Here is a 17,742-nt window from a genome sequence, read left to right as displayed (position 1 = left end):
GATTCTTCTGTTGGACCGCTGCACTCCGTCGGGGGAAGAGTGGAACCGGTAGACCGTGTGCCAACCCCTCTGGAGTCGCGTTGTACACCGCACACCCCGACCGCTACGCCGACATGCCCTACCGGCGCACCGGACGCAGCGGCCTGAAGCTTCCCGCGCTGTCCCTCGGTCTGTGGCACAACTTCGGACCCGACCGGTCCGTCGAGACGCAGCGTGCCATCCTGCGCCGCGCCTTCGACCTCGGCATCACCCACTTCGACCTGGCCAACAACTACGGCCCGCCGCCCGGCGCCGCCGAGTCCGCGCTCGGTGACGCCCTGCGGGCCGACTTCGCGCCGTACCGCGACGAGCTGGTCATATCCACCAAGGCGGGCCACCTGATGTGGCCCGGCCCGTACGGCGAGTGGGGCTCGCGCAAGTACCTGCTGTCCTCGCTGGACCAGAGCCTGGCCCGGCTGGGCGTGGACTACGTGGACATCTTCTACTCGCACCGCCCCGACCCGGACACCCCGCTCCAGGAGACGATGGGCGCGCTGCACTCGGCGGTGCGCCAGGGCAAGGCGCTCTACGTCGGCGTCTCCAACTACTCCGCCGAGGAGACCCGGGAGGCCGCCCGCATCCTCGCCGACCTCGGCACACCTCTCCTCATCCACCAGCCGCGCTACTCGATGCTCGACCGGCGCCCGGAGGAGGAGGGAGCGCTCGACGCCCTGGACGAACTCCAGGTCGGCTCCATCGTCTACTCCCCGCTGGAGCAGGGCCTGCTCACCGGCCGCTACCTCGACGGCATCCCGGAGGACTCCCGGGCCGCGAGCGACAGCCCCTTCCTCAACTCGGACGCGGTCACCGAGGACCTGGTCGGCCGGCTGCGCGCGCTGAACGAGATCGCCGCGTCCCGGGGCCAGACCCTGGCCCAGCTGGCCCTGGCCTGGGTACTGCGCGGCGGCCGCGTCACCTCGGCCCTGGTCGGCGCGAGCAGCGCCCGCCAGATCGAGGACAGCGTCGGCACCATCCGCAACCTCGACTTCGACGCCGAGGAACTGACCCGGATCGACGCGATCCTGAAGGGCGAGGGCGAGGGCGAGGGCGAGGGCGAGGGCTGAGGCCTGGGGGCTGAGGGCCTGGGGGCTGAGGTTGCCGCCCGGCTGGTTGCGGGCGGTGGCGGACGAGCGGCCGGCCCTCGCCCTGCGCCTGACGCACGCCGACCCCGGGCGGCCGTGATTCGCCGGGCGCCATACCCTCGGCATCCCCCTGCTCTCCGGCGCCGACGGCGGCGTCCACGAGCGGTTCGGCGTCGGGCGGGGCTTCTCCCTCGCCCCCACGACACGCGTCACCTTCGTGATCGCCCAGGACCGCACGCGGCCGGAGGAACCCGCCACGGCCGCCTCGATGTCCCGGACCACCTTCGCGGTCCGCTTCCGCGCGACCGCCGGCGAGCCGCCCCTCACCTATCCGCAGAACCGGCGGATGAGCCTGGCCGCCCGCGCCCTCCGTCGGGACTCCATCCCCGTGGCCGCACTGGCCCGGTCGGTGGGCTACACCTCCGGGAGCGCCTTCGGCAACGCCTACAAGCGCAACGTCCGCGTCGCGCCCCGCCGCTACCGGGCGGCGGCCGGAAACCCCCCCGTGACAGCGGACGGTCACCGCGCGACCACGGCGGCCGGAACGGGCGCTCGCCCGCCCCGCGCCCTCAGGCGCCCGTCGGCACCCGGTCCAGGAAGCCCAGCACCTGCGTGATGCGGCCTTCCTCGTCCAGTGTGACCACGTCGAACCCGGCCACCGGCGCCGAGCCGTCCGCCTCGTTCACCAGCTCCCAGCCGAAGCGTGCGGTGTCGTGGTGCCCGTCGACCGCGCCGAGCGGACGGAACACGAAACCCGGGAACTGCTCGTGCGCCGCCGTGATCAGGGCCGCGATCTCCGCGTGCCCGCGGACCTCGGCGAGCGGGTCGGTGTAGCCGCCGTCGGCGGTCCACGCGGTGGCGACGGCCTTCGCGAGGGCCGCCGGCTCGGTGGCGTTCCAGGCCTCGAAGTAACGGGCGGCGGCGTTCTCGTGACGGTTCGTGTTCGCGGACATGGTGAATCAGCCTCCATCGGATCGTCTTCGCTGGTCGGACCGGGTTCGGAAGGTTGCCGAGCCGGTGTGACCACCATGCCTGGGCGGGGTGGACCGGGTCGATTACCTCCGAGGTCATGCGCCGCCGGGGCCGTACAGCGCGGGGCATTCCGGCCAGAACGGACGGTTGAATATGCCAGCAGAGTGGCCGGAAAGTCGTGGTGACTCTGTTTCTGTAGTGGCGATACTCGAACGCCAGGGGCACTTCACCGCACAGGAGCCGCAGACAAGCGAGGGCCGGGCCGGCCATCAGCGAGGCGACGGGGGAGTGAGACGTGCACGACGAATTCCTGTGCCATGTCACGGCGTACGGCATGTGCGACGGCAGGCGTATCGGCGTACCGCTCGGTACCTACCGCGCGCCGACCCTGGCACTGGCGCTGTGGTGGCTGCGGGACCGCGCCTCCTGGATCGCCGAACGGCTCGATCCGAGCCCCGAGAACGCCTCCTTCCCTGCGGGCGCGCTGGTGCCCGTCGCGAACTCGGTGGCCGACGTGCCCGCGCTGCTGCGCACCTGGTGCGCCGACGACACCCAGCAGGAGCTGATCGCCGACGAACTCGCGGGCGGCCGGCTGGTGCGGATCGCCGCCCACGACGACACCACCGAGTACGAACTGCTCGCCGAGTCCGTCGACGCCCTGCGCATGCAGCGCACCGTCCCGCCGCTCGTCGTGCCCGTCGCCTGACACGTGTCCACGGACGGGCGCCGGCGCCGCCGGGCGGAGCGGACGGGAGCCCGGATCGGCATGGCGCCGCGCCAGAACGAAACCGCCTGGTCAGTGGGGTCGGCACGCGCTTGTCGGGAGCCTCGCGCCGTACCTCGCGCCCCTGTGCGCGCTGGGCGAACGAATCCGGTGGACTGTCTCGGACGACTCGGGGTACGAGGACTGGTGCAACAGCAACCGGCCGGTCCTGGCCTTCGAGAGAGACAGTATGACCGAACACCTGGGCGGGGCAGTGATACCGACTGGTTTCGATGTCCCCGTGGAGCCGCTCAGACGCGCCGCTCACTACACCGGCGAACCCGGATGCATCGCGGAGGCCCGCTCCTTCGCCTCCCAGTTCCTCCAGCAGCTCAGGACCGAGTGGTGCGCCACCGCGGACAGCCGTACCGACGGCGAGCTGCTGCTCGTGGTGAGCGAGCTGGTCACCAACGCCGACCAGCACAGCACCGGCCCGTACATTCTGGAACTGGAGGGCACCGACAGCTCCGTCACGGTGTGCGTGTACGACAGCAGCCCCGCGCTTCCACGCCGCTACCCCAAGGACCCCCAGCGCGTCGGACGCCATGGTCTGGAGATCGTGCACGCCCTGGCCACCGAGGTCACCGTCGAGCGGGTACCCGTGGGCAAGCGGGTGCGCGCCCTCTTCCGGCTCGCACGCTGATCCGACCCGCACCCGGCTCGGGCGCTGCGCGGGCTCCGGAAATCAGGCGCAGCCCAGTTCGCCAAGCATGCCCTGGCGCAGCCGTGTGATGATCCGCTTGATCAGCCGGGAGACGTGCATCTGGGAGCAGCCGAGCCGTTCCCCGATCTCCGCCTGGGTGGCCTCCTCGACGAACCGCATGTGGATGATCCGCCGGTCGCGCTCGCTCAGTTCCGCCATCAGCGGGGCGAGGGTGTGGAAGTCCTCGACGAGTCGCAGCCCCTCCTCCTCCACCCCGATGAAGTCCGCGAGCACGGCCTCGCCGCCCTCGGGGCCGTCCCCGGTGAGCGCGGCGTCCAGGGAGGAGGAGTTGTAGCCGTTGGCGGCGAGCTGCGCCTCGGTCACCTCGCCGATGGAGATGTTCAGCAAAGTGGCCAGCTCGGCGACGGTCGGATCCCGGTCCAGCCGGCTCGACAGCTCCTCCCGCGCCTTCGCCAGCTCCACCCGCAGTTCCTGGAGCCGGCGCGGCACGTGCACCGCCCAGGTGGTGTCACGGAAGAACCGCTTGATCTCACCGAGGATGTACGGCAGCGCGAAGGAGGTGAACTCGACCTCTCGGGACAGCTCGAACCGGTCGATGGCCTTGATCAGGCCGATCATGCCGGTCTGGACGACGTCCTCCATGTCGTCGCCCCGGCCCCGGAACCGGCCCGCCGCGAACCGCACCAGTGACATGTTCATCTCGATGAGGGTGTTGCGCGCGTACTGGTGCGCGTATGTGCCCTCCTCCAGCTCCGCCAGCCGGCGGAAGAACTGGCGGGACAGCTCCCGCGCGTCGCGCGGTGCGACGGACGCCGGGTCGGTGATGCCGGGCAGTGCCACCCGGCCCGTCCCGTCCCACTCGGTCGTCACGGTGACCTCTGCCTTCGGCCGGATCCCGGCGGTTGTCATTGCCTCTCCCACCCATGTCATGGCTCGACGGCTGTCCCCGCGCCCTTCGCCTGCCGCCCCTGAACGGCGACAGCGCCGGGTCGGGTACCCCGTACGGGAGACTTCATGCGTCTCCGCGCGGCCTTTCACTCACGGGACACCCCCGGTGACCCGCCGCACGGGCCGGCCGCCGCGTGGCCGGTCGGCCCGCCGGGCCGTTCCCTCAGGGCGCAACACCGCCCCCTTGTCGTGCGCACCGCGACTCCTAGGCTGACCACGTGAACAATCAGGTGAGCAACGAAGCCCGAGTGGTCCCCCTCCGGCCGGCGCCCGTCCGCCGGGACGGCCCCGAACCCGAGCCCCGGGAGCCACTGTGGCGCGATCTCGTCGGTGAGGTGCTGCGCCGGGAGCGCAGGGCACAGGGCCGTACGATCCGGGAGGTGGCCGACGAGGCGCGGATCTCCCTGCCGTATCTGTCCGAGGTCGAGCGCGGTCGCAAGGAGGCCTCCTCGGAGGTCCTCGCGGCCGCCGCCCACGCGCTCGGCCTGGGACTCGGGGACCTGCTGTCACTGGCGCACGGCGAACTGGCCCGCCGCAGCGCGCCCACGGCCTCCACACGACGCACCGTCCGCGCGACACGCCGGCCGGCCGCGGCCCCGCACCGCCCCTACGGCGGCCTCTGCCTGGCCGCCTGACCCAGCCCCCGAGACCGGCGGCCCCGGAAGCCACGGCTTCCGGGGCCGCCGGTCCCTCGGTCACTTCCGCCGCACCTCGCGGAAGAACGCCCGCACGTCACCGACCAGCAGATCCGGCTCCTCCATGGCAGCGAAGTGGCCGCCCCGGTCGAACTCCGTCCAGCGCACGAGGTTCTCGGTCCGCCGCGCCTTGTGCCGCAGCGGGATCTGCGGTTCAGCGGGGAACAGGGCGAGCGCGGTGGGCGCCGTCGACGGCTCGGCCGGCCGGGCACCGCGGCCGGTGGCGTGCGCCCGCTCGTAGTAGATACGGGCCGAGGAGCCGGCCGTGCCGGTCAGCCAGTACAGCATCACGTTGGTGAGCAGCCGGTCCCGGGCCACGGCCTCCTCCGGAAGCTCCCGCGAGTCCGTCCACTCCCGGAACTTCTCCACGATCCAGGCGAGCTGGCCTACGGGGGAGTCCGTCAGGGCATAGGCCAGGGTGTGCGGCCGGGAGGACTGCAGCACCGCGTAGCCGGTGCCCTCACGCGACCACTTCGCCCAACGGTCCCAGGACAGCAGCGTCCGCTCCCGCTCCTCGGGATCGAGCCCGGCCAGCTCCTCCCGCGTCGGTTCGGCGGTCGCCTGGGCCCCGGGCAGCAGGTTGAGGTGGACGCCGAGCACACGCTCCGGGTGGGCGCGGCCCAGCTCGCGCGAGATCGCCGCCCCCCAGTCGCCGCCCTGTGCCCCGAACCGCTCGTAGCCGAGCCGACGCATCAGCTCCACCCAGGCGTCGGCGACCCGGCCCGCCTCCCAGCCCGCTTCGGTGGTGGGCCCCGACAGCCCGAAGCCCGGGATGCCCGGCACCACCACATGGAAGGCGTCCGCCGCCTCACCACCGTGCGCCACCGGGTCGGTGAGCGGACCGACGACGTCCAGGAACTCCACGATCGACCCCGGCCAGCCGTGGGTCAGCACCAGCGGCGTGGCGTTCGGCTCCGGGGAGCGGACATGGGCGAAGTGGACGTTCGCCCCGTCGATGACGGTGGTGAACTGAGGCCACTGGTTCAGCTCCGCCTCGGCGGCGCGCCAGTCGTAGGAGTGCCGCCAGTACCGGACCAGCTCCCGCAGATAGCCGGCCGGGACCCCGTACTCCCAGCCGGCGCCCGGCAGCTCGGCGGGCCACCGGGTGCGGTCGAGGCGGTCGTACAGGTCGTCGAGGTCGCTCTGCGGGACCGCCAGACGGAAGGGCCGGATGCTCTCGGGCGAAGAGGTCATGACCGGATGCTAGGCGGCCTTCGCGCAGCCGCGCCCGGCATTATCCGGGCGGTGTGGGCACGGCGTCGGCCGATGAGTTTTCCGTCCGCAACCGGTCGACAGGGATGACCACGTCGCACGCCCCGGGAGGAACGCATGACCACCGACGGATTCACCACCTGTCTCTGGTTCGACGGCCAGGCCGAGGAGGCCGCGCACTACTACGTGTCCGTCTTCGAGAACTCCGGCATCGGCCGGGTCGCCCATTACAGCGAGGGGTCCCACGGCACCCCCGGCACCGTCCTGACCGTCGAGTTCACGGCCAACGGCCACCGGTTCGTCGCGCTCAACGGCGGCCCCCGGTTCCGGTTCAACGAGGCGATCTCCTTCCAGATCCCGTGCGCGAACCAGGAGGAGGTCGACCACTACTGGAAGCGGCTCACCGAGGACGGCGGCGAACCCGGCCCCTGCGGCTGGCTCAAGGACAGGTACGGCGTCTCCTGGCAGGTCGTGCCGGAGCGCATGGCCGCCATGGCCGCCGACCCGGACCCGGAGAAGGCCGCCCGCGCCATGACCGCCATGCTGGGCATGGGCAAGCTCGACATCGCCGCGCTGGAGAAGGCGTACGCGGGCGCGTGAGACCGTGCGGGAACGCTCAGCCCGGCTCGGCCAGGATCTCGGCGATCACGTGCCGGGAGTTCTCCGCCAGCGCGGGGTTGGTGTCCCAGTAGTACGGCAGCGCGACCAGCGCGATCGACAACGCCCAGCCCCGTCCGCGCGCCCACTGCGCGTCGTCGGCGCCGACGGCCTTCCGGAAGGTCTGCCGGGCGGCCGCCGGCAACAGGTTCCACGCCACGACGAGATCGACGGCGGGATCGCCCACGCCCGCGGTGCCGAAGTCGATCACGGCGGTCAGCCGGCCGCCGTCCACCAGCACGTTCCCGGGCGTCAGATCCCCGTGGGCCCACACCGGCGGCCCGGTGTGGGCCGGGGCGCCGAGGGCCCGCCGCCACAGGTCGGTGACCGCGCCGGCGTCGACGCGGCCGCCCAGCTCGGCGATGGCCGCGCGGGTGGGCCCGTCACGGTCCGCCAGGGGGCCGCCCCGGTAACCGGGCGGCCCGCCCCGCGGGGCGATCCGGCGCAGCGCGCGCACGAACGCCGCCAGATCCCCGGCCAGCCCCTCGGGCTCGGCGACCGCCCCCGCCACCGGGTTGCGGCCCTCCAGCCAGCGGTAGACGGACCAGGGCCACGGGAAGTCCTCGTCCGGTTCGCCCAGCCCCAGCGGCTCGGGCACCGCCACCGGCAGCTGTGGACCGAGGCGAGGCAGCCAGTGCAGCTCCCGCGCCACGTCCGCCACGGCACCGGGCCGCCGGGGGAGCCGTACCACCAGGTCGGCGCCCAGACGGAACATGGCGTTCTCGGTCCCGGAGGACGCCAGGCGCCGCACGGGCAGCCCGGCCCACCGGGGGAACCGGCGGGCGATCAGACGGCGGACCAGCGGGACGTCGAGGTCGGGTTCGTCCGCGTGCATCCTGCGCGGCCCCGGGGTGTCGATGGTGTTCATCGCAGCTCATCCCAGCGCCTCGACGCCCTCGCCGTCCACGCGATTACGCCTCGCTCAGACCCGGTCCGCCACGATGAGCAGGTACTGGAAGCTGCCGTTGCGGTACGCGGACAGGAAGGTGTCCTCGATGCCCGTGACCAGGTGGTCGGCCTCCTTGCGCAGTTCCCAGTAGGGGATGGTGGCCTCGGTGAGGTCCTCGACGTGCACCGGCACCAGCCGGTTGCGGGCCATCGCCCGGAAGTACTCCGAGCGCGGGTGGATGTCGCAGATGTAGTGCGCGTTGATGAGTGACACCTCGCGGGAGGCCTGCCCGTAGGTGTCGTTGTAGCAGCCCGTGATCACCACATAGCGCCCGCCGCGGCGCAGCAGCCGGGCGTGCTCGGCGAACAGCAGGTCCAGTTCGACGTACATGGTGGACTCGTTGTTCCACGACGCCGCGTACGCCCCCGAGGGGAAGCCGGTGTCGAGCATGTTGCGGTGGTGGTAGCGCACCTTGCCGTCGATGCCCCGCGCACGCGCCTGCTCGTTGGCGAAGGCGGCCTGCTTGGCGGAGAGCGTCACACCGTCGGCGTGGCAGCCGTAGAGCAGGTGCGCCACGACGCTGCCGCCGCCCCGGCCGCAGCCGGCGTCGAAGACCCGGTCGTCGGCGGAGAGCGGACCGAGCCGGGCGGCGAGCAGCTCGGCCTGGGCGTGCTCCAGCCGGTGCAGTTCCGCCGTGATCCGCTCCCGGCGCAGCCGCGGGTCGGGCTCGTCGAGCACCGACACGTCCGCCGCGCCGACGCCGTAGTGATGGTGGTAGAGGTCGTCGATCCTTCCGAGTTCGAGGTTGACCGGGTTCTCCTCGGCGTTCCAGTAGTCCGCGACGCGGCTCTGGTACGTGGACTGGGCCGGTACCGACGCGGTCGTGGCCGGGGCGACGGGGGCGCTGGTCAAAGGTGTCTCCTCGTGGTGCTGACGGTGTTCGGCTGACACGTGGCTTCTCACCAGTAGTCGGGCAGGTGGTAGCGGTGGGTGTTGGTGGCGTGCCACTCGTGGTTGCCGGACACCCAGGCGGCGAGCCCCCGGGCGTAGCGCTCCACGAGGGGCGAGGTGGCCGACAGCAGCGCCGACTCCTCCTCGAAGGCCTCCATGATCCTGTTGTGGATCTCGACGGACTTCAGATAGGCGGACTTCAGCCCGTTGCGCTCGTTGGCCGCGACGACCTGCGGCAGGTTCAGATGCGTCGGGTCCCCGGCCAGCTCCTTGGTGAAGGAGTACAGGTCGTTGACGATGGTGGTCGCGTTGCAGGCCAGAGCGGTGATGCGCTGGATCTCCGGGCGTGCGTAGACCTGCTCGGGCAGCTCGTATCCGTCCACCGCGTCGACGATCGACAGACAGGGCCGGAAGTTGTTGAACTGCCGCATCACCAGGTACTCCCACACCCGCGGCGCGTACCGGGTCTCGGCCCAGGCGGCCTCCGCCAGATAGCCGAGGTGGAGCCGGGCGATGTCGTGCACGAACCGGTTGGTCTGACCGGGGGTGGCGAACGCGGCGTAGTCGGTGAGAGCGAAGTGGTACGAGCGCAGCGGACCGTCGGCCCGCATGCCCTGCCGCCACTCCTCCTCCAGCTCCGGGATGCCGTGGTAGGGGTCGATCGCCGACTGGGCGAGGACCAGCCGGCCGCCGAGGCCCCGGCGTGCCGCGCCCCGGCCCTCGTCCTCCTCGCAGTAGCAGGAGTCGACGACGTTCTCGGCGAGGAGCAGCTGGCCGGCGACCGTCAGCCGGTCCAGGTCGAGGGCGCCGGGATGCTGCAGGGCGACGGCCCGGCCGAACTGGAAGCCGGCGAAGTCCCCCTTCCACGCCTCGGGGAACAGGTCCAGGCCGCGGGCCCAGACCTCCAGCCGCCGGTCGACCTCGGCGGCCTTCTCCGGGTCGGCGGGTGCGGCCGGCCGGTAGTGCAGTCCGGGGATCGCCCCGGTGCGCCGGCCGCCGCGCAGGGTGCGGGCGATGTTCGGCGGACCGGGCAGGGTGTAGGAGGCGGTGGGTGTGCTCATGATGTGCTCCGGGCCCTCACTCGGCGGTCCGGCCGACCTGGACGTTCTCCAGGATCCCCGCCGCGTCGGGGACCAGGATCGCCAGCGAGTAGTAGGCCGTGACGAGGTAGTTGACGATGGCGGCGCGGTCGATGCCCATGAAACGGACGTTCAGCCCCGGCTGGTACTCCTCCGGGATGCCGGTCTGGTACAGGCCGACGACGCCCTGGTCGGCCTCGCCGGTGCGCAGCGCGATGATGCTGCTGGTGTTGTGGCCGCTGACCGGGATCTTGCCGCACGGGAAGATCGGCACACCCCGCCAGGCCGGCACCTCGTGCCCGTCGACGCTCGCGGTCCCCGGCACCAGGCCCCGCTTGTTGCACTGCCGGAAGAACGCCGCGATCGCCTTCGGATGGGCGAGGAACACCTTGGTCTTGCGCCGCATCGCCAGCAGCTCGTCCATGTCGTCCGGCGTCGGCGGCCCCGTGAAGGTGCTGATCCGCTGGCCGTAGTCGACGTTGTGCAGCAGCCCGAACTCGCGGTTGTTGACCAGCTCCCACTCCTGCCGCTCGCGGATCTCCTCCACCGTGAGCCGGAGCTGCTGGGCGGTCTGGTCCATCGGGTCGTTGTAGAGGTCGGCGACCCGGGTGTGCACCCGCACCACGGTCTGGGTGAGGGACAGCTCGTACTCGCGCGGCGAGAGGTCGTAGTCGACGTACCCGCCCGGCAGCGTCGGCTCGCCCACATGGCCGGCCTGGACGGGGACCTCCGCCTCGCCCTTGCGGTTCACCGGCTTGCGCTGCCGCTCGGCGTAGGCCTGGAGGTGGGCGGCGAGGGACGGCGCCCGCTCGGTGATCTCGCGCACGACGGCCCAGGGCAGCGCCAGCACCACACCGGCGGTCTCGGCGCGTACCGAGACCGGCCACAGCGGATCGGACCGGCCGACCACCTCGTCACCCATCTGGTCGCCACCGGTGACGACGCCGATGATCTCCTCGTCGCCGTACTTGCCCGCGGTGTAGCGGGTGAACCGGCCGTGGACGACGAGATAGGTCTCGGTGACCGGCTGCCCGGCCTCGAACAGCACCTGGCCGGCGCGCACCTCCCGGGGCCGGAAGCGGCCCGCGATCTCCCGCAGCACGTCCGCGTCGTCGTAGCCGCGCAGGACCGTCAGCTCGGTGAGCGACTCGGGGATGACCCGGATGTCGTCGGCGCCGTTCTGCTCGAAGTACACGCGCCCGCGGCCGGTACGCAGTTGCAGGCGGCGGTTGACGCGGTAGGTGCCGCCCTTGACGTCCACCCACGGCAGCGTCTTCAGCAGCCATCGCGAGGTGATGGCCTGCATCTGCGGTTCGGACTTGGTGGTGGTGGTGAGCCGGCGGGCCGCATGCGTGCCGAGGGCGGTGAGCTGCCCGTCGGCCGGGTTCACCGGCTCTGGTTCGTCGACTGCGGGGCCGGTGGCGATGTCCGGAGTGGACACATTCCCTCCTGCGGAGAGGCGGACACGGGTGGGGCGGACGGGTGGAAGCGGGAGGCGAAGGCGGATCGGGGCGGGGCGGCGCGCCGGACGCCGGTGCGCCGGGGCTGCGCTCCAGCCAAACAGGAGCCGTGTCGCGCGGGTACCGCGTGAAAGGGGCGGTTGTGATCATTGCGTGGTGTAAACCCCGCTTCGAGAGCGTTCTGTGACGGTTGGGGTGATCGCGCGCCCGCCCTCCGCCCCCGCACCCTGGGGGCCCGGGGTTTCGATCTCGGTCCGTACCGCTCGGCGAGCGGGCCGACCGGGGGGTGGCTAGCGTGAGGAACCGGGGCAGACCGGCCGACCGAGAGGGCCCACCATGGCTGTGCAACCCGAGGGAACGCCCTGCTGGGCCGACGCGATGTTCACCGACCTGGAGGGAGCGAAGAGGTTCTACGGTGAGGTCCTCGGCTGGACCTTCGGTGAGACGTCGTCGGAGTACGGCAACTACACGCAGGCCTTCGTGAACGACAAGGCGGTGGCCGCCGTCGTCCCGCCCATGCCCGGCCAGGAGGGCCAGTCGCAGTGGTGTCTGTACCTCGCCTCGCCGGACGCCGCCGCCAGCGCCGCCAAGATCCGGGACAACGGCGGCGAGGTGCTGATGGAGCCGATGCGGGTCGGCGAGTTCGGCACCATGTGTCTGGCCCGTGAGCCCAGTGGAGCGGTGTTCGGGGTGTGGCAGGCCGGCACCCACGAGGGCTTCGGCGCGACGGGGACCCCGGGCGCCTACTGCTGGGCCGAGGTCTTCACCCGCGAGCCGGAGCAGACCGACGCCTTCCTCACCGCCGTCTTCCCGTACCGGATGAAGCAGATCGAGGACCACGCGATCGACTTCCGCGTGTTCGACGTCGGTGGGGACGCGGTGCTCGGCCGGATGCGGATGACGGACGACTTCCCGCCCGAGGTGCCTTCCTACGTCAACGTCTACTTCACGGTGGACGACTGCGACGCGGCCGTCGAGCGGGCCGTCGAACTCGGCGGCATCCTCCGCTTCGGCCCGATGAGCAGCCCCTTCGGCCGGTTCGCGGCGCTGAGCGACCCGCAGGGCGCCAACCTCTCGGTGCTCGACGTCACCACGACCGAGGGCGAGATGCCCCCGGTCAAGGAGGTCTGACCGGGCCCGGGACACCGGCCGACGCGGCCATGGCATGATCGTGCGCATGCGTGAACGTGTGGTGGCCGCGTGCGACGGGGCTTCGAAGGGAAACCCCGGGCCGGCCGGATGGGCATGGGTGGTCTCCGGCGACGACGAGCGGACCCCCGCCCGCTGGGAGGCGGGCCCGCTGGGCCGGGCCACCAATAACGTCGCCGAACTGACCGCGCTGGAACGGCTGCTGGCGTCCGTCGACCCGGACGTGCCACTGGAGATCCGGATGGACTCCCAGTACGCGATGAAGGCCGTCACCACCTGGCTGCCCGGCTGGAAGCGCAACGGCTGGAAGACGTCCGCCGGCAAGCCGGTCGCCAACCAGGACCTGGTCGTCCGCATCGACGAACTGCTCACCGGCCGCAGCGTGGAGTTCCGCTATGTCCCGGCCCACCAGGTCGACGGCGACCCGCTGAACGACTTCGCCGACCGCGCCGCCAGCCAGGCGGCCTCCGCCCAGGAGGCGGCCGGCACCACCCTCGGTTCCGCCGAGCCGCCGCCGTCGCCCGACGTCCCGGCGGCCGGTGCCTCGCGCCCCGCGCGGGGCAAGACGCCCCGCCGCACCGGCGGCGGAGCGTCCTCGCGCACCATCAAGGCGAAGTTCCCCGGCCGCTGCCCGTGCGGCCGCTCCTACGCGGCCGGTGAGTCCATCGCCAAGAACGCGCAGGGCTGGGGCCACCCGGAGTGCCGTACCGCCGACGCCTGATCAGACGTCGAAGGTGTAGTGCTTGGTGTGGTCCAGCAGGTCCGCCGGGCGCACGTCGTTCCACGGCTTCATCGTCTCGTCCAGGTCGACGACGTTCGGTGTGCCGGCCGTCGGCACATACCCGGCGTCCGGGTGCCTGCGCTGCCACTCGGCCCACAGCTTGTCGACGTAGGCGTGGTGCAGCCAGAACACCGGGTCGTTGGGGGAGACACCGGTGGCCATCTGGCCGCCGACCCACACATGGACCCGGTTGTGCAGATTGACCCCGCGCCAGCCCTCCAAGTGGTTGCGGAAGCCGTCCGAGGCGCTGTTGTACGGCGCCATGTCGTACACGGCCATCGCCAGCACCGACTCCACCTCGGCCCGCGTCGGCAGTTCGCGCACGCCCGTGCCCAGCGAGCGGCGCAGGAAGGTACGGCCGTCCACCCGTACGTCGATCGGCCAGTCGCCGGTGGACGCGGCGAACGGGCCGTCCATCACCCGGCCGTCCGTGCCGCGCCCGGTGCCGCCGAGGAAGTCCGCCGCCCACAGCGCGGCGCGGACCGTGCGGTCGCCGCTCCAGTCCCAGTACGGCAGCGCCACCGAGGAGTCCACCGACTGCAGGGCCGCCTCGAAGTCGAGGAGGAATCTGCGGTGCCACGGCAGGAAGGAGGGGGAGCGGTGGCCGGTGCGTTCGCCGCTGTCGGTGTCGGACATGATGAAGGCGTTGTGCGTGCGGACGAAGTCGTCGTAGCGTCCGCTGCGCTTGAGCTCGATGACGGCGCCGGTGAACCGCTTCTTCTCGTCGGCGGTCAGGGTGGCCTGGTTCTTGCGTACGGTCATGGTGCGTGGTGCTCCGTAAATCCTCGCGGGGGGCGGTCAGTTGGCCGGGAACGGCAGCAGTGCTGCGCCCTGCAGCTCGTCCACCGCGGCCCGGGCCGCGGCGCGCGGGGTGGGTACCGGGGCGTAGTGGCTGACGACGCTGATCCAGCTGCCGTCGGCGTTGCGCATCAGGTGCAGCTGGACGCCGTCCACGAACACCGCGTAGCCACCGCCGTGTTCATGGTGGTGGCCGCTGCCGCTCGACGGACGGCCCTGTATCCGGCGGCCCTTGTAGACCTCGTCGAAGGTGTCCTGCGTGGACGGGTCGCCGCCGTGGTCGTGACCGGCGGCCGAGGCGGCGGGTGCGACGAGTGCGGCGGCCGCGCCCGCGGCGGCGAGCGCGGCCCCCGCGGTCAGCGCGCGGCGCCGGGAGATGTCGGGCATGAGGGTCCTCCTGGAGGGTGGTCCGGTGGTGACGGCATATGCCTATCGGGCAGTCGGGAAAAGGAGGGAATCCCCCCGGACCGGTTGGCCGTGATCCGGACAATTGACAACATGTCGTGCAGAGTTGAACCAGGATGATCTTGTCGTGGCGCCGGGTCCATACGCTCCGGAAGGGGGAATTCCTTGCCGCGCGACCCGCGATCGCGGTGATCTTTCTCGACGGCCACCCATCCGAGTGGCGCGGCTCACCCCGGCAGACTGACGTGATCGGGTGTTGGCGGCCTGCTACCCTGCGGTCCCGTTCGATCACGTCCGGTGACTGTCAGGGGTGCGTGCGGTGAAGGTCGTCTGTGTCGGTGGAGGGCCCGCGGGCCTGTATCTCGCCATCCTGCTCAAGCGGCAGGACCCCGCCCACGACATCACCGTCCACGAGCGCAATCCGCGGGGCTCGACCTACGGCTGGGGCGTGACGTACTGGCGCGGCCTCCTCGACAAGCTCGGGGAGCACGACCCCGTCTCGGCGCGGGCGATCGAGGAGCATTCCGTACGCTGGAGCGAAGGTGTCGCGCACGTAGGGGGACTGACGACCCGTCATCACGGCGACGAGGGCTTCGGTATCGGCCGTCACCGGCTGCTGGAGCTGCTCGCCGACCGCGCCCGCGCCCTCGGTGTACGCCTGGAGTACGAGAGCGAGGTCGCCGAACCGCCCGCCGGCGCCGACCTCGTCGTCGCGGCCGACGGCGTGCACAGCGCCCTGCGCGGCCGGCACCCCGAGCACTTCGGCCCCCACGTCACCACCGGCCGCAACCACTACATCTGGCTCGGCACGACGAAGGTCTTCGACGCCTTCACCTTCGCCTTCACCGAGACCCGGCACGGCTGGATCTGGGCCTACGGCTACGGCTACGACGACGGCCACAGCACCTGCGTCGTCGAGTGCTCCCCGGAGACCTTCGCCGGCCTCGGCCTGGACCGGACGGACGAGGGCGAGGGGCTCGCCCTGCTGGAGAAGCTCTTCGCGGACGTCCTCGACGGCCATCCCCTCGTCGGCCGCGACGGCGCCGCCTGGCTCAACTTCCGCACCCTCACCAACCGCTCCTGGCACCACGGCAATCTGGTGCTGCTCGGTGACGCGGCCCACACCACCCACTACTCCGTCGGCGCCGGCACCACCCTCGCCCTGGAGGACGCCCTGTGCCTCGCCGGCGCCCTGCGCGAGCACGCCGCCCTGCCCGACGCCCTCGCCGCCTACGAACGCCGGCGCAAGACCGAGCTGCTGTCCGTGCAGAGCGCGGCCCGCTACAGCGCCCAGTGGTACGAGAACCTGCCCCGCTACATCCAGCTGCCCCCGCACCGGATGTTCGCCCTGCTCGGCCAGCGCCACTCCCCGCTGCTGCCGTACGTCCCGCCCCAGCTGTACTACGGCCTGGACAAGGCGGCCGGGCAACTGGAGCCGCTGCGCAGGTTCAAGCGCTGGCTCGGGCCGAGGGCCGCACGGGCCCTGCACGCCCGCTCGGCCGCCCGCCGGAACTGACCTGCCCGGACCCACCCCCCCGGGCCAGCCCCGCGCCCACCCCGTGCCCGCCCGGGCCGGCCCAGGCGGGTCGGCCCCGGCCGGCAGGGGGGCGGGTGGCCGCCGTCGACGGCGTTGGTGAACAGCCATTCACTCGATAGGGTGAATTCTTATTCACCTCGCCGTCATGTCGTCCGCAGGAGCCCCGATGGACCCCGCCACCCCGATATCCCCGCCGCCCGGCGCCCCGGACGCCGCCCGCCCGCTGCGGGACCGGCTCACCATCCCGGTGCTGGCGTCGGGCGGCATCCTCATGGCGGTCATGCAGACCGTGGTCGTCCCCCTCCTGCCGGACCTGCCCAGGCTCACCGGCGCCTCCGCCGCCACCGTCTCGTGGATGGTCACCGCGACCCTGCTCGCCGGCGCCGTCCTCACGCCCGTGCTCGGCCGGGCCGGCGACATGTACGGCAAGCGCCGGGTCCTCGTCGCCGCACTCGTCCTCATGACCGTCGGCTCGGTGCTGTGCGCCCTGTCGTCCGACATCCGCGTGCTCATCGCCGCCCGCGCGCTGCAGGGCGCGGCCGCCTCCGTCGTCCCGCTGTCCATCAGCATCCTGCGCGACGAACTCCCGCCGCAGCGGCGGGGATCGGCGGTGGCGCTGATGAGCTCCACCGTGGGCATCGGCGCCGCCCTCGGACTGCCGCTCGCCGCGCTGGTCGTGCAGTACGCCGACTGGCACACCATGTTCTGGCTGACCAGCGCCCTGGGCGCGCTGGGCGTCGCGGCCACCTGGTGGGCGGTCAAGGAGTCGCCGGTACGGGAGCCCGGCCGGTTCGACACGCTCGGCTCACTGGGGATTGCCGCCGGGCTGGTGTGCCTGCTGCTGGGCGTCTCCCAGGGCGGCACCTGGGGCTGGGACAGCGCACGGGTGCTCGGGCTGTTCGGCGCGGCCGTCGTGGTCCTCACCCTGTGGTGCCTCCAGCAACTGCACGCCGAACGGCCCCTGGTCGATCTGCGGCTGGTCTCCCGGCCGCGCGTCGGGCTGTCCCATGTCGCGGCCCTGCTGACCGGTTTCGCCTTCTACGCCAACTCCCTGGTCACCGCCCAGCTGGTGCAGGCTCCGAAGGCCACCGGCTACGGCCTCGGACTGTCCATCGTCGCCACCGGTCTGTGTCTGCTCCCCGGCGGCGTCACCATGCTGCTGTTCTCCCCTCTTTCGGCCCGTATCTCCGCCGCCCGCGGCCCCCGGATCACCCTCGCCCTCGGCGCCGCCGTCATCGCCTGCGGCTACGCCGTCCGCATCGCCGACAGCCGCGACCTGTGGATGATCATCCTGGGCGCCACCGTCGTCGCCACCGGCACCACGCTGGCCTACTCCGCGCTGCCGACCCTGATCCTGCGCGCCGTCCCGGCCGCCCAGACCGCCTCCGCCAACGGCGTCAACGTCCTCATGCGCACCATCGGCCAGGCCGTCTCCAGCGCCGCCGTCGCCGCCGTCCTGGTCCACCACGCCGGCCCGCTGGACGGGATCCCCGTACCCACCCTGCACGGCTATCTGCTGGCCTTCGCGATGGCCGGCGCGATCGCCCTCGCGGCGTGCGCGGCGGCGCTGTCCATCCCGAGCGACGCCCCCTCCGGCGCCACCCGGCGGACCCGGGGCGCCACCCCGGGTGCCCGCGACGAGGCGATGGAGGGAGCCTGAA

18 protein-coding genes and 1 pseudogene are annotated in these 17,742 nt (G+C 72.2%); 10 read left to right on the top strand and 9 right to left on the bottom strand.

Going from position 1 to position 17,742, the window contains the following annotated elements:
- Positions 1-80: 80 nt before the first annotated feature.
- Together mgrA and ACIBA9_RS07005 are read left to right on the top strand one after the other, a co-directional pair.
- Positions 81-1,103, top strand: coding sequence for an L-glyceraldehyde 3-phosphate reductase (mgrA, locus tag ACIBA9_RS07010; RefSeq protein WP_399360391.1), 1,023 nt, complete (start codon positions 81-83; stop codon positions 1,101-1,103).
- A 118-nt stretch (positions 1,104-1,221) separates the two neighbouring features.
- Positions 1,222-1,737: pseudogene (locus tag ACIBA9_RS07005) on the top strand (helix-turn-helix domain-containing protein); the annotation flags it as partial.
- On the opposite strand, the gene ACIBA9_RS07000 reads toward ACIBA9_RS07005, so the two are convergent.
- Positions 1,691-2,074, bottom strand: a complete 384-nt coding sequence (locus ACIBA9_RS07000) for a nuclear transport factor 2 family protein (protein ID WP_399360389.1) — start codon at positions 2,072-2,074, stop codon at positions 1,691-1,693. The pseudogene ACIBA9_RS07005 and the gene ACIBA9_RS07000 overlap by 47 nt on opposite strands.
- A 314-nt stretch (positions 2,075-2,388) precedes the next feature.
- On the opposite strand from ACIBA9_RS07000, the gene ACIBA9_RS06995 reads away from it, so the two are divergent.
- Together ACIBA9_RS06995 and ACIBA9_RS06990 are read left to right on the top strand one after the other, a co-directional pair.
- Complete coding sequence (locus ACIBA9_RS06995) at positions 2,389-2,799, top strand: hypothetical protein (RefSeq protein ID WP_362158984.1); 411 nt, start codon at positions 2,389-2,391, stop codon at positions 2,797-2,799.
- 247 nt (positions 2,800-3,046) lie between these two features.
- The gene (locus ACIBA9_RS06990) at positions 3,047-3,499 is read left to right on the top strand and encodes an ATP-binding protein (protein ID WP_399360387.1); all 453 of its coding nucleotides are present in this window, start codon (positions 3,047-3,049) and stop codon (positions 3,497-3,499) included.
- A 42-nt stretch (positions 3,500-3,541) separates the two neighbouring features.
- On the opposite strand, the gene ACIBA9_RS06985 is transcribed toward ACIBA9_RS06990, so the two are convergent.
- Positions 3,542-4,429, bottom strand: a complete 888-nt coding sequence (locus ACIBA9_RS06985) for an RNA polymerase sigma factor SigF (protein WP_399360385.1) — start codon at positions 4,427-4,429, stop codon at positions 3,542-3,544.
- Positions 4,430-4,686: 257 nt separating this feature from the next.
- On the opposite strand from ACIBA9_RS06985, the gene ACIBA9_RS06980 reads away from it, so the two are divergent.
- Positions 4,687-5,103: a helix-turn-helix domain-containing protein gene (locus tag ACIBA9_RS06980; protein ID WP_399360383.1), complete on the top strand. Its 417-nt coding sequence runs from the start codon at positions 4,687-4,689 to the stop codon at positions 5,101-5,103.
- A gap of 60 nt (positions 5,104-5,163) precedes the next feature.
- Here the strand turns inward: ACIBA9_RS06980 and ACIBA9_RS06975 are convergent, their stop codons facing one another.
- The gene (locus ACIBA9_RS06975) at positions 5,164-6,357 is read right to left on the bottom strand and encodes an epoxide hydrolase family protein (protein WP_399360381.1); all 1,194 of its coding nucleotides are present in this window, start codon (positions 6,355-6,357) and stop codon (positions 5,164-5,166) included.
- A gap of 135 nt (positions 6,358-6,492) precedes the next feature.
- On the opposite strand from ACIBA9_RS06975, the gene ACIBA9_RS06970 reads away from it, so the two are divergent.
- Positions 6,493-6,975 carry a VOC family protein gene (locus tag ACIBA9_RS06970; protein ID WP_399360379.1) on the top strand — a complete coding sequence of 161 codons (483 nt, stop codon included), beginning with the start codon at positions 6,493-6,495 and terminating at the stop codon, positions 6,973-6,975.
- A gap of 16 nt (positions 6,976-6,991) precedes the next feature.
- On the opposite strand, the gene ACIBA9_RS06965 is transcribed toward ACIBA9_RS06970, so the two are convergent.
- Genes ACIBA9_RS06965 through ACIBA9_RS06950 form a run of 4 tightly spaced genes read right to left on the bottom strand, consistent with a single transcriptional unit; the run spans position 6,992 to position 11,392 of the window.
- Positions 6,992-7,900, bottom strand: a complete 909-nt coding sequence (locus tag ACIBA9_RS06965) for an aminoglycoside phosphotransferase family protein (protein ID WP_399360377.1) — start codon at positions 7,898-7,900, stop codon at positions 6,992-6,994.
- Positions 7,901-7,954: 54 nt separating this feature from the next.
- A complete protein-coding gene (locus ACIBA9_RS06960) occupies positions 7,955-8,833 on the bottom strand; it encodes a geranyl diphosphate 2-C-methyltransferase (protein ID WP_399360374.1) in 879 nt (292 codons plus the stop codon).
- Between the two features lie 47 nt (positions 8,834-8,880).
- A complete protein-coding gene (locus ACIBA9_RS06955) occupies positions 8,881-9,933 on the bottom strand; it encodes a family 2 encapsulin nanocompartment cargo protein terpene cyclase (protein WP_393901182.1) in 1,053 nt (350 codons plus the stop codon).
- A gap of 16 nt (positions 9,934-9,949) precedes the next feature.
- Positions 9,950-11,392 (bottom strand): family 2B encapsulin nanocompartment shell protein, encoded by a 1,443-nt coding sequence (locus ACIBA9_RS06950; RefSeq protein ID WP_399360372.1) that lies wholly within the window; start codon positions 11,390-11,392, stop codon positions 9,950-9,952.
- Positions 11,393-11,747: 355 nt separating this feature from the next.
- Here ACIBA9_RS06950 and ACIBA9_RS06945 point away from each other — a divergent pair, with 355 nt between their 5' ends.
- Positions 11,748-12,542, top strand: a complete 795-nt coding sequence (locus tag ACIBA9_RS06945; RefSeq protein ID WP_399360370.1) for a VOC family protein — start codon at positions 11,748-11,750, stop codon at positions 12,540-12,542.
- A 34-nt stretch (positions 12,543-12,576) separates the two neighbouring features.
- The gene (locus tag ACIBA9_RS06940; protein ID WP_393901185.1) at positions 12,577-13,281 is read left to right on the top strand and encodes a ribonuclease H; all 705 of its coding nucleotides are present in this window, start codon (positions 12,577-12,579) and stop codon (positions 13,279-13,281) included.
- On the opposite strand, the gene ACIBA9_RS06935 is transcribed toward ACIBA9_RS06940, so the two are convergent.
- Both ACIBA9_RS06935 and ACIBA9_RS06930 read right to left on the bottom strand, forming a co-directional pair.
- Positions 13,282-14,103 (bottom strand): tyrosinase family protein, encoded by an 822-nt coding sequence (locus ACIBA9_RS06935; protein ID WP_399360367.1) that lies wholly within the window; start codon positions 14,101-14,103, stop codon positions 13,282-13,284.
- Between the two features lie 36 nt (positions 14,104-14,139).
- Positions 14,140-14,526, bottom strand: a complete 387-nt coding sequence (locus tag ACIBA9_RS06930) for a tyrosinase cofactor (protein WP_399360365.1) — start codon at positions 14,524-14,526, stop codon at positions 14,140-14,142.
- Between the two features lie 337 nt (positions 14,527-14,863).
- Here ACIBA9_RS06930 and ACIBA9_RS06925 point away from each other — a divergent pair, with 337 nt between their 5' ends.
- Positions 14,864-16,060 carry an FAD-dependent monooxygenase gene (locus tag ACIBA9_RS06925; protein WP_399360363.1) on the top strand — a complete coding sequence of 399 codons (1,197 nt, stop codon included), beginning with the start codon at positions 14,864-14,866 and terminating at the stop codon, positions 16,058-16,060.
- A 187-nt stretch (positions 16,061-16,247) separates the two neighbouring features.
- Positions 16,248-17,741, top strand: coding sequence for an MFS transporter (locus ACIBA9_RS06920; RefSeq protein WP_399360361.1), 1,494 nt, complete (start codon positions 16,248-16,250; stop codon positions 17,739-17,741).
- The last annotated feature ends 1 nt before the right edge of the window (position 17,742 follow it).

Origin of the sequence: Streptomyces sp. NPDC051452, from assembly GCF_044454765.1 — a bacterium.
Classification (GTDB): Bacteria; Actinomycetota; Actinomycetes; order Streptomycetales; family Streptomycetaceae; genus Streptomyces.
The sequence above is the reverse complement of the archived record's forward strand: the minus strand, read 5'-3'. Positions and strand labels throughout refer to the sequence as shown.